This window comes from Vibrio sp. Isolate22, assembly GCF_022398115.1.
Lineage (GTDB): Bacteria > Pseudomonadota > Gammaproteobacteria > Enterobacterales > Vibrionaceae > Vibrio.
The window spans coordinates 1-16,148 of sequence record NZ_JAKEUW010000083.1; the positions used below are offsets into that span (position 1 = coordinate 1).

At 45.4% G+C, this 16,148-nt stretch carries 12 protein-coding genes; 1 reads left to right on the forward strand and 11 read right to left on the reverse strand.

All coding sequences use genetic code 11. The features are described from left to right. Positions 1-305 precede the first annotated feature (305 nt). Both hemE and nudC read right to left on the reverse strand, forming a co-directional pair. Positions 306-1,373, reverse strand: coding sequence for a uroporphyrinogen decarboxylase (gene hemE / locus L1D55_RS25235; protein WP_102424846.1), 1,068 nt, complete (start codon positions 1,371-1,373; stop codon positions 306-308). Positions 1,374-1,672: 299 nt separating this feature from the next. Beyond that, the gene (gene nudC / locus L1D55_RS25240) at positions 1,673-2,482 is read right to left on the reverse strand and encodes an NAD(+) diphosphatase (RefSeq protein ID WP_239919293.1); all 810 of its coding nucleotides are present in this window, start codon (positions 2,480-2,482) and stop codon (positions 1,673-1,675) included. A gap of 165 nt (positions 2,483-2,647) precedes the next feature. Between nudC and rsd the strand changes: the two genes are divergently transcribed. Next, positions 2,648-3,145, forward strand: a complete 498-nt coding sequence (gene rsd, locus L1D55_RS25245) for a sigma D regulator (RefSeq protein WP_102423728.1) — start codon at positions 2,648-2,650, stop codon at positions 3,143-3,145. Between the two features lie 266 nt (positions 3,146-3,411). Here the strand turns inward: rsd and rpoC are convergent, their stop codons facing one another. From rpoC to L1D55_RS25290, 9 genes are all read right to left on the reverse strand, one after another. Beyond that, entirely contained in the window at positions 3,412-7,614 is a 4,203-nt protein-coding gene (gene rpoC / locus L1D55_RS25250; protein ID WP_102423727.1) for a DNA-directed RNA polymerase subunit beta', read from the reverse strand. 92 nt (positions 7,615-7,706) lie between these two features. Next, positions 7,707-11,735 (reverse strand): DNA-directed RNA polymerase subunit beta, encoded by a 4,029-nt coding sequence (gene rpoB, locus L1D55_RS25255; RefSeq protein WP_063524627.1) that lies wholly within the window; start codon positions 11,733-11,735, stop codon positions 7,707-7,709. 234 nt (positions 11,736-11,969) lie between these two features. Continuing rightward, positions 11,970-12,338 (reverse strand): 50S ribosomal protein L7/L12, encoded by a 369-nt coding sequence (gene rplL, locus L1D55_RS25260; RefSeq protein ID WP_061034324.1) that lies wholly within the window; start codon positions 12,336-12,338, stop codon positions 11,970-11,972. A 57-nt stretch (positions 12,339-12,395) separates the two neighbouring features. Then, positions 12,396-12,890 (reverse strand): 50S ribosomal protein L10, encoded by a 495-nt coding sequence (gene rplJ / locus L1D55_RS25265; protein WP_239919294.1) that lies wholly within the window; start codon positions 12,888-12,890, stop codon positions 12,396-12,398. Between the two features lie 238 nt (positions 12,891-13,128). Beyond that, the gene (rplA, locus tag L1D55_RS25270) at positions 13,129-13,833 is read right to left on the reverse strand and encodes a 50S ribosomal protein L1 (protein ID WP_239919295.1); all 705 of its coding nucleotides are present in this window, start codon (positions 13,831-13,833) and stop codon (positions 13,129-13,131) included. 4 nt (positions 13,834-13,837) lie between these two features. Then, positions 13,838-14,266: a 50S ribosomal protein L11 gene (rplK, locus tag L1D55_RS25275; RefSeq protein WP_026084318.1), complete on the reverse strand. Its 429-nt coding sequence runs from the start codon at positions 14,264-14,266 to the stop codon at positions 13,838-13,840. A 212-nt stretch (positions 14,267-14,478) separates the two neighbouring features. Beyond that, positions 14,479-15,027: a transcription termination/antitermination protein NusG gene (nusG, locus tag L1D55_RS25280; RefSeq protein WP_032549909.1), complete on the reverse strand. Its 549-nt coding sequence runs from the start codon at positions 15,025-15,027 to the stop codon at positions 14,479-14,481. 13 nt (positions 15,028-15,040) lie between these two features. Continuing rightward, positions 15,041-15,418 (reverse strand): preprotein translocase subunit SecE, encoded by a 378-nt coding sequence (gene secE / locus L1D55_RS25285; protein WP_004737071.1) that lies wholly within the window; start codon positions 15,416-15,418, stop codon positions 15,041-15,043. Between the two features lie 223 nt (positions 15,419-15,641). Beyond that, a partial coding sequence (locus tag L1D55_RS25290) for an EF-Tu/IF-2/RF-3 family GTPase (RefSeq protein ID WP_239919296.1) occupies positions 15,642-16,148 on the reverse strand: 507 nt, incomplete at its 5' end.

Sequence of the window (16,148 nt, forward strand, 5' to 3'; positions counted from 1 at the left end):
ATGGATAGCCTCGATGGATAGCCTCGGCTTCAAGACCGCAAAGGCATTTAGCCTCAGAGTTAGGTTTAAGAGTCAGTGTAATAAGTGATGCTGTCTGGTGAGACTTTACTATTTTAAAGCCTTCCCAGAATGAAGATAGGAAAGTATGATTCGGCATGAAAACGGTAGTTTGTGTATGATTTTTGTTTGGCGACTAAACCATATCACTTACTACCGTTTTTGTTTTTAGTTCCCGCTAATCCGCGATGAACCATAAAAAAGCGCTGCCAGTTACCCAGCAGCGCTTTCAATTATCTTACTCAGAATTACTTATGGTAAGGCTTAGATAGTTCGTGAACAGCGTCAACGAACACACCAGCGTTTTCTGGCGGCACATCTAAGTGAATACCGTGGCCTAGGTTAAATACGTGGCCAGTACCAGCATCACCAAAGCCTTCAAGGATAGTCGATACCTCTTCACGGATACGCTCCGGAGAAGCGTAAAGCATTGAAGGATCCATGTTACCTTGCAGAGCAACCTTATCACCCACGCGCTTAACTGCGTCTTGGATGTTGATAGTCCAGTCTAGGCCAACTGCATCACAGCCCGTTGCTGCGATCTGCTCTAGCCACATGCCACCGTTCTTAGTGAATAGTGTTACTGGTACACGACGACCATCGTTTTCACGGATTAGACCATCAACGATTTTGTGCATGTATTGCAGTGAGAATAGGTTGTAATCACGAGGAGTCAGTACACCACCCCATGTATCAAATACCATTACCGATTGAGCACCCGCTTTGATTTGCGCATTTAGGTATTCGATAACGCTGTCTGCTAGCTTATCTAGAAGTAGGTGCAGCGTTTGTGGTTCTGCGTACATCATCTTCTTGATTTTAGTGAACGCTTTAGAGCTGCCACCTTCAACCATGTAAGTCGCTAGTGTCCATGGGCTACCAGAGAAGCCGATCAATGGAACGTCACCGTTCAAATCTTTGCGGATTTGACGTACTGCGTTCATTACGTATTGCAGCTCACCTTCTGGATCTGGCAGGCCAATTTTTTCTACGTCAGCTTTACACGTGATAGGACGCTCAAACTTAGGACCTTCACCTGTCTCAAAGTACAAACCTAGACCCATAGCATCAGGGATCGTTAGGATGTCAGAGAACAAGATTGCCGCATCAAGCGGGAAACGACGTAAAGGTTGAAGGGTTACTTCTGATGCCAGTTCCGCGTTTTTGCACAAAGACATGAAGTCGCCTGCTTCTGCACGCGTTGCTTTGTACTCTGGAAGATAGCGGCCAGCTTGGCGCATCATCCATACCGGTGTGTAATCAACAGGCTGCTTTAAAAGTGCGCGTAAATAGCGATCGTTCTTTAATTCGGTCATTCCGTTAAATTCCAATTCAATCTTGTCTAGTTTTGATGGCAAGTATTCTAACACTGATTGAGGGGTAAAAGCTGTGTGCTTTGCAACCTAGATCAAGTTATTAACTTTTAAATCAATGCTTAATTTGCACCCAATTGAGGGAGCATGTTAAAAATTTGTTTGCTAGCGAAAATTACAATTATAACACCTGAGTAGTCACTACTCAGCATCTCATAACGACATCTTACTTACCCCCTCCACTTGTGGAGGGTTTTTTTTAGCTTTTGACCACCCATAGGCCAAATACTATTACAGGCGATTTAGTGCTCCAACGCTTGTTCTGCTGAGCCCGCTTTGATCACGTCATCAACCGTTTTCTCTATCAATTGTCTCGCAATGGTGCCCACAGGCGCCACGTCTGGCAGAGTCGTCACATCAAACCATTGCGCATCGGATAACTCGCTATAATCTGGTTTGAGCGTACCACCAGCATAGTCAGCAAGAAAGCCCATCATCATACTCGACGGGAATGCCCAAGGTTGGCTGCCAAAATAGCGAATGTTATCCACATCAATCCCTGTCTCTTCTTTGACTTCGCGTGCTACGCACTGTTCTAAGGTCTCTCCGACCTCTAAGAAGCCCGCTATAACGGTATACATGCCCGTTTTATGCCTTGGGTGCTGCGCGAGTAATATCTTGTTGTCGTTGCGTACAGCGACAATGATGCATGGGAAAATACGCGGATAATGCAGAGTACGACAGTCTCCACACTGCATCGCCACTTGATTATGGTTTAGGTGATTACGGCCACCGCACTGCGGGCAGAAACGCATGCTCTGTGTCATATGGCCATATTGGATGGCTTTACTTGCAGTAAGAAAACTCGATTCAGGCCAGTGTAATAACTCTCTAAGGTTGACCATCGTCAGTTCTTCCTCAACGTCACAGTCGTTCAACCAATAGACTTTGCGACCTTGATGCTGACCAATACAGATTGCATGCTCAACACTCAGCCCTAGCTCGTCGGCAGAGCCGAAAGGAAACTGATCATTATTAACCCAAATATCACTACCGGAAACGACGCACCAATAAGCTTGCTCTGTCATTTTCTTATCACTTTTTTTTAACATCCCCATGCCTCATTGCTTGCAGTTCGTTCATTTTACTGGCAATCTAATTTCATACTAGAGTTGTGGCAGAGAATATTTCAAGCTATTACTTTTAGTAGATATCGATAAACGGACCCTGCTTAGGCAATTTCAATGATCACACGGTTGTGATCAGATCATGAGGACATGGTCATGCTAAATAAATTTAAACAAATACAAGAACAATGGGGTGGCTCAAGCGAGGTCATCGATCATTGGCTCGAAACTCGACAAGCTCTCATCGTCGAATATTGCAAGCTAGGTGCCTTGCAGCCAGCTAGCAACGGGCAATCAAACGTTGTTGAACTCCCTTCTCCTAAAGAAATCAGCTCATTCTGCGATCATGTTGTCGATTATATCTCAGAAGGCCATTTTAAGATCTACGATATGGTCATGAAGAAATGGCAAGCAACAGGCTTTAAAACCAATGACGAGATTGATACAACTTACGCGAAGATCGTACTCACAACCGAGCCACTTCTAGAGTTCAATGATAAGTACGTTAAAGTAAGTGCGAACGATGAGTTGCCTAACTTCGAAGGAGATATGTCGAAAGTAGGTGAACTACTCGAGGTACGTTTTGAAGTCGAAGATAATCTTATCCAGCTTATTGCAGACAGCTTAGCGATTCCACCAGGCGCTTAGTTAACTGAATCCTTAATAAGCTTGCCTCTGTGCAAGCTTTTTGTTTTGCCTATCGCTCCCCTACCCACTCAACTCTGTTGAAGCCTAAGCACCACCAGCAAACCACCAATCCTTATTCAAGACTTATCCCGATGATCGTCTTTCCATCGGTGCTTGTGATTCACCGGCTAGCATCAGTAAAAACACGCACGAATCCACATACCAATAACCCAAACGCCAGATACAAAAAAGGCACCCGAAGGTGCCTTTTTCTTATCTCTTAGAGATTACTCTTCTGAAGAGAAACCTGCATTTAGAAGTGCTGCTAGGTTGTCAGTAGCTTGTTCAGCTGATGGACCTTCCTGCTCTTCTTCACGCTTAGCTTGACGCTCTTGGTGGTATGCGAAACCAGTACCAGCTGGGATCAGACGACCAACAATTACGTTCTCTTTCAGACCGCGAAGGTCATCACGCTTACCAGAAACCGCAGCTTCTGTTAGTACGCGAGTCGTTTCTTGGAACGATGCAGCTGAGATGAATGACTCAGTTGCAAGAGATGCTTTAGTAATACCTAGTAGATCACGTTCGAAACGTACTAGTTCTTTACCTTCAGCTTCTAGCTTACGGTTAGCAATCTTCACGTTGTGGTACTCAACTTGTTCGCCAGGTAGGAACTGAGAGTCACCAGAATGTGTGATTGTACACTTACGTAGCATTTGACGAACGATAGTCTCAATGTGCTTATCGTTAATCTTAACGCCTTGTAAGCGGTAAACTTCTTGAACTTCGTTCGCGATGTACTGAGTTACTGCGTGGATACCACGTAGACGCAGGATATCGTGTGGAGTTTCAGGACCGTCGGCGATTACATCACCACGTTCAATCTTCTCACCTTCGAACACGTTCAATTGACGATGCTTAGGAATCATCTCTTCGTAAGTGTCGCCACCTTCACGAGTGATTACTAGACGACGCTTACCTTTCGTTTCTTTACCGAAAGACACAGTACCTGTGTGCTCAGCAAGGATCGCAGGCTCTTTAGGCTTACGAGCTTCGAATAGGTCTGCTACGCGTGGTAGACCACCGGTGATATCTTTGTTACCGCCAGATTTCTGAGGGATACGAGATAGTGTGTCACCAATGCCAACTTCAGCGCCATCTTCGATGTTTACAATCGCTTTACCAGGTAGGAAGTAGTGAGCTGGCATTTCAGTACCAGGGATCATTACATCGTTACCTTGCTCGTCAACAAGTTTGATAGCTGGACGCATATCTTTACCTGCTGCTGGGCGAGCCGCTGCATCTGTAACTTCAGAAGAAGAAAGACCAGTTAGATCATCCGTTTGACGAGAAACAGTTACGCCATCGATCATATCAACGAACTGGATGCGACCTGCCACTTCAGTGATGATTGGCATAGTGTGCGCTTCCCAGTTAGCTACAACTTCGCCAGCTTCTACTGCGTCGTTGTCCGCTTTGCTCAGTACAGAACCGTAAGGAAGTTTGTGCTTCTCTTTAGTACGACCGAACTCATCAACAATCGTCATCTCAGATGCACGAGAGGTGATAACCAGCTTCTTATCTTTGTTGATTACGAACTTAGCGTTGTGAAGTTTCACAGTACCAGTTGTCTTAGCTTGGATGCTGTTCTCTGCTGCTGCAGTAGATGCCGCACCACCGATGTGGAACGTACGCATCGTTAGCTGTGTACCCGGTTCACCGATAGATTGTGCAGCGATAACACCAACTGCTTCACCTTGGTTCACTAGGTGACCACGTGCTAGGTCACGACCGTAACACTGTGCACAACAACCGAAGTCTGCATCACAGGTAACAACAGAACGCACTTTCATGCTATCTACAGAGTTGTCTTCCATGATCTGACACCACTTCTCATCAATCAGAGTATTACGTGGGATCAGTACATCTTCAGTACCAGGCTTAAGAACGTCTTCAGCTACTACACGACCTAGAGCAAGCTCAGAAAGTGCAACTTTAACGTCACCACCTTCGATGTGAGGCATCATGTCGATACCTTCGTGCGTGCCACAGTCATGTTCGTGAACTACAACGTCTTGAGCAACGTCTACTAGACGACGAGTTAGGTAACCCGAGTTCGCTGTTTTCAGTGCTGTATCCGCAAGACCCTTACGAGCACCGTGCGTTGAGATAAAGTACTGAAGGACGTTTAGACCTTCTTTAAAGTTCGCAGTGATCGGCGTTTCGATGATTGAGCCATCTGGACGCGCCATCAGACCACGCATACCTGCTAGCTGACGAATCTGAGCTGCAGAACCACGTGCGCCCGAGTCGGCCATCATGTAGATGCTGTTGAACGATTCTTGCTGTTCTTCTTCGCCGTCACGGTTGATAACTGTTTCAGAAGATAGGTTATCCATCATCGCTTTCGCAACGCGGTCATTCGTAGATGCCCAGATATCGATAACTTTGTTGTAACGCTCACCCGCTGTAACAAGACCAGATTGGAATTGCTCTTGGATTTCGCGAACTTCTTCTTCAGCAGATTCAATTTCGTCGTATTTCGCTTGAGGTACAACCATATCGTCGATACCTACAGAAACACCTGAAAGTGCAGCGTATGCAAAACCTGCGTACATGATTTGGTCAGCGAATACTACTGTGTCCTTAAGACCAAGCTTACGGTACGCTTCGTTAAGTAGGGTAGAAATTTGCTTCTTACCTAGCTTTTGGTTAACGATGCTGTACGGTAGGCCAGCTGGAACGATTTGCCATAGCATTGCACGGCCAACTGTTGTATCAACCAGTTTCGTTTCAGTAGTGCTGTTACCATCTTCGTCTACTACGGTCTCAGTGATACGAACTTTAACGCGAGCATGTAGCTCAGCAGTCTTAGTACGGTATGCCTTCTCAGCCTCTTCAGGGCCAGCAAGGTACATACCTTCGCCTTTCACGTTGATCTTTTCACGAGTCATGTAGTAAAGACCCAATACAACGTCCTGAGAAGGTACGATGATCGGATCACCTGACGCTGGCGACAGAATGTTGTTTGTCGACATCATCAGAGTACGTGCTTCAAGCTGTGCTTCTAGAGTTAGAGGCACGTGTACCGCCATTTGGTCACCATCGAAGTCGGCGTTGTATGCCGCACACACTAGTGGGTGAAGCTGAATCGCTTTACCTTCGATTAGTACTGGTTCAAACGCTTGGATACCTAGACGGTGAAGTGTAGGTGCACGGTTAAGCAGTACTGGGTGTTCGCGGATTACTTCGTCTAGGATATCCCAAACGATAGCTTCTTCGCGCTCTACCATCTTCTTAGCAGCTTTGATTGTCGTAGCCATGCCACGAGTCTCTAGCTTGCTGTAGATGAACGGCTTAAATAGCTCAAGTGCCATCTTCTTAGGAAGACCACACTGATGTAGACGAAGGTATGGACCTACTGTGATTACAGAACGGCCAGAGTAGTCTACACGTTTACCTAGAAGGTTCTGACGGAAACGACCTTGCTTACCCTTGATCATATCAGCAAGAGATTTCAGAGGACGCTTGTTCGAACCTGTGATTGCACGACCGCGACGACCGTTATCTAGAAGTGCATCAACAGACTCTTGCAGCATACGCTTTTCGTTACGTACGATGATGTCCGGAGCAGCTAGCTCTAGAAGACGCTTCAAACGGTTGTTACGGTTGATCACACGACGGTAAAGGTCGTTCAGATCTGAAGTCGCAAAACGACCGCCATCTAGAGGTACTAGAGGACGTAGATCTGGCGGAAGAACCGGAAGTACAGTCAGAATCATCCATTGCGGATCGTTACCCGATGCAATGAACGCTTCAACTAGCTTCAGGCGCTTAGTGATCTTCTTACGCTTAGTTTCAGAGTTAGTTGTTTCCAACTCTTCGCGCATTTCTTCCACTTCTTGATGAAGGTCCATTGTTGCAAGCAGATCTTTGATCGCTTCTGCACCCATCTTAGCAGTGAATTCATCACCCCACTCTTCTAGACGATCCAGATACTCTTCTTCAGTAAGCATCTGAGATTTTTCTAGATCAGTCATACCTGGTTCAGTTACTACGTACATTTCGAAGTAAAGAACACGTTCGATATCACGTAGAGGGATATCCATTAGTAGACCGATACGAGACGGTAGCGATTTTAGGAACCAGATGTGAGCAACTGGTGAAGCAAGCTCGATGTGGCCCATACGGTCACGACGAACTTTAGTTTGTGTAACTTCTACGCCACACTTCTCACAGATAACACCACGGTGTTTCAGACGCTTGTATTTACCACAAAGACATTCGTAGTCTTTAACTGGACCAAAAATACGCGCACAGAACAGACCATCGCGTTCAGGTTTGAACGTACGATAGTTGATCGTTTCAGGTTTTTTAACTTCACCGAAAGACCATGAACGGATCATGTCTGGTGAAGATAGACCGATTTTGATTGCATCAAATTCTTCGGTCTTATGCTGCGCTTTTAGAAAGTTTAATAAGTCTTTCACAATCAGCTCCTGTAAGGAGTTAAAAGGGGCTCACCCGCAAAAGTGAGCACCTTCAACCAAATAATCTCTTTTCTCTAGAAAGAAAGAAGGGATTACTCTTCGTCTTCTAGCTCGATGTTGATACCTAGCGAGCGAATCTCTTTCAACAGTACGTTGAACGACTCTGGCATGCCAGGTTCCATGCTGTGGTTGCCATCTACGATGTTCTTGTACATCTTAGTACGGCCGTTAACGTCATCCGACTTAACTGTTAGCATTTCTTGAAGCGTGTAAGCAGCACCGTATGCTTCTAGTGCCCATACTTCCATCTCACCGAAACGCTGACCACCGAACTGAGCTTTACCACCAAGTGGTTGCTGAGTTACTAGGCTGTACGAACCAGTAGAACGAGCGTGCATCTTGTCATCAACAAGGTGGTTCAGTTTCAGCATGTACATGTAACCTACAGTTACAGGACGCTCAAACGAGTCACCAGTACGACCATCAAACAGTTTAAGCTGACCAGATTCTGGCAGATCACCCAGTTTAAGTAGTTCTTTGATTAACGTTTCAGAAGCACCATCGAACACAGGAGTAGCAATCGGTAGACCGCCACGTAGGTTCTTGATCAGTGTACGAACTTGATCATCAGACAGTTCAGCAATATCAACTTTCTGACGAGTATCACCAAGATCATAAACCTTCTGTAGGAACTCACGGAACTTATGAAGTTCTTGCTGTTCCTTAACCATTTGGTTGATCTTGTCACCGATACCTTTCGCTGCCAGACCTAAGTGTACTTCTAGGATCTGACCGATGTTCATACGCGATGGTACACCCAGTGGGTTAAGTACGATGTCTACAGGCTGACCTTTCTCATCGTATGGCATGTCTTCAACAGGGTTAATCTTAGAGATTACACCTTTGTTACCGTGACGACCCGCCATCTTATCACCAGGCTGGATACGACGTTTAACCGCTAGGTAAACTTTAACAATCTTAAGAACGCCAGGCGCTAGATCATCACCTTGAGTGATCTTACGACGCTTAGTTTCAAACTTCTTATCGAAGTCTGCTTTTAGCTCATCCCACTGCTCAGCAAGTTGCTCAAGCTGTGTTTGTAGCGCATCGTCTTCTAGAACTTGCTCTAGCCATTGCTTACGACCGATCGTATCAAGCTTAGCTTCAGAGTAACCACCAGACAGAAGTACAGCTTTAACACGGTTAAGAAGGCCACCCTCAAGAATTTGGAACTCTTCAGTTAGGTCTTTCTTAGCTTCTTTAAGCTGCATCTGTTCGATTTCAAGTGCACGCTTATCTTTCTCTACGCCATCGCGAGTGAAGACTTGTACATCGATAATAGTACCCGAAACAGAGTTTGGTACACGTAGAGAAGTATCTTTAACATCAGATGCTTTCTCACCGAAGATTGCACGTAGTAGCTTCTCTTCAGGAGTCAGTTGAGTTTCACCTTTAGGTGTTACTTTACCAACTAGGATGTCGCCACCCTTAACTTCAGCACCAATGTAAACGATACCTGACTCGTCTAGTTTAGACAGAGCAGACTCACCTACGTTTGGAATATCAGCTGTGATCTCTTCAGAGCCCAGCTTAGTATCACGAGCCACACAAGATAGTTCTTGGATGTGGATAGTCGTGAAACGGTCTTCTTGAACTACGCGCTCAGATACTAAGATCGAGTCTTCGAAGTTGTAACCGTTCCAAGGCATGAACGCGATACGCATGTTTTGACCAAGTGCTAGCTCACCAAGGTCTGTTGAAGGACCGTCAGCTAGTACGTCGCCACGTGATACAGGTTCACCCGGTAGCACGGTAGGACGTTGGTTGATACATGTGTTCTGGTTTGAACGCGTGTACTTAGTTAGGTTGTAGATGTCGATACCAGCTTCGCCAGGTACTAGCTCATCTTCGTTAACCTTAACTACGATACGAGAAGCGTCCACAGACTGAATCATACCGCCACGTTTAGCAACCGCTGTAACACCAGAGTCAACTGCGATGTTACGTTCGATACCAGTACCTACTAGAGGCTTGTCAGCCTTAAGTGTTGGTACCGCTTGACGTTGCATGTTCGCACCCATCAATGCACGGTTCGCATCATCGTGTTCTAGGAACGGGATAAGCGATGCAGCGATAGATACTACTTGGTTTGTCGCAACGTCCATGTAGTCAACGTGGTCACGTGGGTGAAGACCAGATTCACCTTTTTGACGAGCAGTGATTAGCTCATCTGCGAACGTACCTTCTTCAGTAAGAACGGTGTTCGCCTGCGCGATTACAAATTGACCTTCTTGGATTGCAGACAGGTAATCAACTTCGTCTGTTACTACGCCATCTACTACACGACGGTACGGAGTTTCTAGGAAACCGTAGTCATTACAACGTGCAAATGCAGATAGTGAGTTAATTAGACCGATGTTTGGACCTTCAGGCGTTTCGATCGGACATAGACGACCGTAGTGAGTTACGTGAACGTCACGTACTTCGAAGCCTGCGCGCTCACGAGTAAGACCACCAGGACCTAAAGCAGAGATACGACGCTTGTGCGTAACTTCTGACAATGGGTTGTTTTGGTCCATGAACTGTGAAAGCTGTGAAGAGCCAAAGAATTCTTTAACTGCAGCAGAGATAGGCTTAGCGTTGATTAGATCTTGAGGCATGATTGCATCAAGGTCGCCAAGGCTTAGACGCTCTTTAACGGCACGTTCTACACGAACTAGACCAACACGGAATTGGTTTTCTGCCATTTCACCTACAGAACGGATACGACGGTTGCCAAGGTGGTCGATATCGTCCACTTCGCCTTTACCGTTACGGATGCCGATCAGTTTCTTCATCACTTCGATGATGTCTGATTCATCCAGAGTACCGCGCTCTTCTTCTTCTTCACGCTCGATAGAGCTGTTGAACTTCATACGGCCTACAGTTGATAGGTCGTAGCGTTCTTCTGAGAAGAATAGGCTTTCGAATAGAGATTCTGCAGCTTCTTTCGTTGGTGGCTCGCCAGGACGCATCATGCGGTAGATTTCTACCAATGCAGAGATGCGATCTACTGTGCTATCTGCACGTAGAGTGTCTGACATGAATGGACCATGGTCTAGGTCATTCGTGAACAGTACTTCTAGAGCTTTGTGACCTGCTTGAGATAGGTTAGCAAGTGCCTCTAGGCTGATCTCTTGGTTCGCGCCAACGATGATCTCGCCAGTTGCTTCGTTGATGTAATCTTTAGATGCAACTTTACCAACGATGTACTCTACAGGTACTTCGATGTGCTCAACGCCATCTTTCTCAAGTTGACGGATGTGGCGAGCAGTAACACGACGACCAGTCTCAACGTAAACTTTACCGTTTGCTTCGATGTCGAATGACGCAGTTTCACCACGTAGACGATCAGGAACCAACTCCATAAGAAGAGTTTGGTCTTTCACTTCGAAGTTCACCTTGTCGAAGAACAGATCTAGGATCTCTTCAGTTGACTTACCTAGTGCACGAAGGATGATTGAAGCTGGTAGCTTACGACGACGGTCGATACGTACGAATAAGTTATCCTTAGGATCGAACTCAAAGTCTAACCATGAGCCACGGTAAGGAATTACACGTGCGTTATAAAGAACTTTACCAGATGAGTGGGTCTTACCCTTATCACTGTCGAAGAACACGCCTGGGCTTCGGTGCAGCTGGGATACGATAACCCTCTCGGTACCATTAATTACGAAAGTACCATTGTCTGTCATAAGCGGAATTTCGCCCATGTAGACTTCTTGTTCTTTAATGTCTTTTACAGTACCTGCTGGCGCATCTCGATCAAAGATAACTAGACGTAGTTTAACGCGTAGTGGCTTTGAGTAAGTTACACCACGGATTTGACATTCTTTAACATCAAAAACTGGCTCACCAAGACGGTAGCTAACGTATTGCAGCTCAGAATTGCCGTTGTAGCTCTGAATTGGGAATACAGAACGAAAAGCAGCCTCAAGACCGTATTGACCTTCTGGATCCTGTTCGATGAATTTATCGAAAGAATCAAGCTGGATCGATAACAGGTATGGAATGTCCAAAACTTGTGGACGAGTACCAAAGTCCTTACGGATGCGCTTTTTCTCGGTATAAGAGTAAACCATGGGGTTCCTCAGCTCGCTGATAAGTGACCCAAACTACCCAAAACACTCCTCGGAGGGGGTAGTGACTAACAGCTGTTTAATGTAGTGAACAATCATATCGAAAACATGACTGTTTTTTTGCTCGGGTTATGACGCTTAAACAGCGGAAAATTCGTCATAGCCCTACAGCGCAAAAAGGCCGGTGGTTAAATAACCACCAGCCATTAGCCTTGCGGCTAAGAAATTAAGTAATAATTACTTAACTTCAACAGAAGCGCCAGCTTCTTCTAGCTGTGCTTTAAGAGCTTCAGCTTCAGCTTTGTCAACGCCTTCTTTTAGAGGTGCTGGAGCTGAGTCTACAAGACCTTTAGCTTCTTTAAGACCTAGGCCAGTTGCGCCACGTACAGCTTTGATAACTTGTACTTTGTTAGAACCAGCAGAAGTTAGGATAACGTCGAATTCAGTTTGCTCAGCAGCAGCGTCGCCGCCAGCAGCGCCACCAGCTACAACTGCAGCAGCAGCTGATACGCCGAATTTCTCTTCCATAGCTTCGATAAGCTCAACAACTTGCATTACAGACATTTCTGCAACTGCGTCTAGGATTTGCTCGTTAGTAATAGACATAACAATTCTCTTTTAAGTCAACAATAAGTTTAATTTGCAACCAGTGAAAAGCAAGGCTTAAGCCGCTACTTCTTCTTTTTGGTCACGTAGTGCAGCGATAGTACGAACCAGCTTGCCAGCAGAAGCTTCTTTCATGCACATCATTAGGCGTGCGATAGCTTCGTCGTAAGTTGGTAGTGTCGCTAGTACTTCAGCATCAGTAACTGCGCCTTCAAATGCAGCAGCTTTGATCTCGAAATCTTTGTTCTCTTTAGCGAAGTCTTTGAAAAGACGCGCTGCAGCACCTGGGTGCTCGTTAGAGAACGCGATCAGAGTTGGACCAGTGAAAGTGTCAGTTAGACACTCGTAGTCTGTACCCTGAACCGCACGGCGTGCTAGTGTGTTACGAACAACTTTCATGTAAACACCCGCTTCGCGAGCTTGTTTACGTAGAGAAGTCATTGCGCCAACTTCAACGCCACGAGAATCAGCTACAACTGCAGAAAGTGCACCATTAGCTGCTTCGTTGACTTCAGCAACAATTGCTTTTTTGTCTTGAAGATTTAAAGCCATTTGGATTAACCTCTGGTTGTGATTACAGCACCCATTACAGTGTGTAATGAGCGTTTACGATGCTAATAAATATGAATCACTTCATTTAAATTAGGCACCGCCTACGTAGGTTTTATTAAGCTGTAGCTCCGAAAAGTACAGCGCCTACGGTCTTGGGATAGATAATTTGAATTGCTTCAAATCACCCAACCACAAATATTAGGCGCAGAAGTATACACTAAATCTGCGCCTAAGCAAATTAGTTTGCTTGAGTGTTCAGGCTAGCCTGATCAACAGCAATACCAGCACCCATAGTAGTAGAGATGCTTACTTTCTTCAGGAAAGTACCTTTCGCTGAAGAAGGCTTAGCTTTCTTAAGAGCAACTAGAAGAGCTTCTAGGTTCTCTTGAAGTTGGTTAGCTTCGAAAGATGCTTTGCCGATAGTAGTGTGGATGATGCCGTTCTTGTCGTTACGGTAACGAACCTGACCAGCTTTAGCGTTCTTAACAGCTTCAGCAACGTTAGGAGTTACAGTACCAACTTTAGGGTTTGGCATAAGGCCGCGTGGACCTAGGATAGTACCTAGTTGACCAACAACACGCATTGCATCTGGAGAAGCAACAACAACGTCGAAGTTCATTTCGCCTTTCTTCACTTGCTCAGCAAGATCTTCCATACCAACAACATCTGCGCCAGCTTCTTTAGCTGCTTCTGCGTTTGCACCTTGAGTGAACACAGCAACGCGGATTTCACGGCCAGTACCGTGAGGTAGCACTGTTGCGCCACGTACGTTTTGGTCAGATTTACGAGCATCGATGCCTAGGTTAACAGCAACGTCTACAGACTCAACGAATTTAGCAGTAGCTAGTTCTTTAAGAAGTGCAACAGCTTCGTTGATTTCGTATTCTTTAGTCGCGTCAACTTTGTCGCGGATTACGCGCATACGCTTAGTAAGTTTTGCCATCTTATTAACCCTCTACCACTAGGCCCATTGAACGAGCAGTACCAGCGATTGAACGCTTCATTGCTTCGATGTCAGCACCAGTCATATCAGCAGCTTTAGTTTCTGCGATTTCTTGGATTTGAGCGTCAGTTACAGTACCCACTTTTTCAGTGTTTGGACGACCAGAACCAGACTTAACGCCAGCAGCTTTCTTAAGAAGAACAGCAGCAGGTGGAGTCTTAGTTACGAACGTGAAAGAACGGTCGTTGTATACAGTAATAACTACTGGAGTCGGTAGACCTTTCTCAACAGATTCTGTTTTTGCGTTGAACGCTTTACAGAATTCCATGATGTTAACACCGTGTTGACCTAGAGCAGGACCAACCGGTGGCGACGGGTTTGCCATACCAGCTGCAACTTGCAGTTTGATATAAGCTTCAACTTTCTTAGCCATGATATTTCCTAATATTTGGGTACATGCGCTAGCCGTAAGGCAAGCTCCCCATAAATTCAATTAACGCTTTTTACTTCCATAGAAGCAAAAAGGCGCGAAATTATAATCATAATTCGCGCCTTAAACAACCCTAAAAAGGTGATTTTTTATACTCTTTTATTTTGAACAAGTTGCTAATAAGTTATCCACAACTTAGTTCAACTAATCGAGTCTTAGTCCAGTTTTTCAACCTGACCAAATTCAAGCTCAACCGGTGTTGCACGACCAAAGATCGATACAGATACCTTAATGCGGCTCTTCTCGTAATCTACTTCTTCAACAGTACCGTTGAAGTCAGCAAATGGACCATCGTTAACACGAACCACTTCACCGGCTTCGAACATTGTCTTAGGACGTGGAGCTTCGCTCGCTTTCTCTAGACGGTTCAAGATAGCATCAGCTTCTTTATCAGTGATTGGTGCTGGACGATCAGAGGTACCACCAATGAAGCCCATAACACGCGGAATGCTGCGTACTAAGTGCCATGATTCATCATTCATGATCATTTGAACTAATACGTAGCCAGGGAAGAATTTACGTTCACTTTTACGACGTTGCCCAGCACGCATTTCCACTACTTCTTCAGTAGGTACTAGCACATCGCCAAATAGTTCTTCCATGTTGTGCATTTTAATATGCTCGCGTAGCGATTGTGCAACACGACCTTCAAAACCAGAAAAGGCTTGAACTACATACCAACGTTTTTTTGGAGCTTCACTCATGAATCAGAACCCTCTACACCCCAGTCGCTAGAGAAACTAAACGGACCATAATGCCGTCAATTCCCCAAAGCACTAGAGACATAACAATACATACAGCTAAAACGATCAATGTAGTTTGCATAGTTTCTTGGCGAGTAGGCCAAACCACTTTACGAATCTCCATGCGAGATTCTTTTGCAAAATCGATCGCAGCTTTACCTTTAGTTGTTGTTGCTGCAACGCCTAGTGCGGCAGCAATCAGCACAACTACACCTGCAGCGCGAATTACAACAGACAATTCACCATACAGGTAATTACCCACAACAGCAGCGGCTAACAGTACAAAAGCGACTACCCACTTCATTGTATCTGCTGCACTTGAGCTATCAGGAGTTTCAGCGTTTGCTTTCATAAAACCAACCTGTGATAAGTCTTAAATATAGACGACAATAACCCCGCTGTTGCAGGGCACATTCCTTTGCGTTGCAGAACAACACATCTAACAGTCATTTTAGTCAAAAAGACTGTTTAATTCTTTACTAAGAGCTGAAATTGATGCCAATTCGCTCAACTCTTTTTTTAGCGCAGAAAAAGGGCATCAAATGATGCCCTTTTTACTAGTGGTTCGTCAAATCTTATGCAAAGATTTTAGCTACAACACCAGCACCAACTGTACGGCCACCTTCGCGGATTGCGAAACGTAGACCTTCGTCCATTGCGATTGGAGCGATTAGCTCAACAGTCATTTGAACGTTGTCACCTGGCATTACCATTTCTACGCCTTCTGGTAGAGTGATGTCGCCTGTTACGTCAGTTGTACGGAAGTAGAACTGTGGACGGTAACCTTTGAAGAAAGGAGTGTGACGGCCACCTTCGTCTTTAGAAAGTACGTATACTTCAGACTCAAACTTAGTGTGTGGGTTGATAGAACCTTTAGCAGATAGTACTTGGCCACGTTCAACTTCGTCACGCTTAGTACCACGTAGAAGTGCACCAACGTTCTCACCTGCACGACCTTCGTCAAGCAGCTTACGGAACATTTCAACACCAGTACAAGTAGTAAGAGTAGTTTCTTTGATACCAACGATTTCTACTTCGTCACCTACACGTAGGATACCACGCTCGATACGACCAGTTACAAC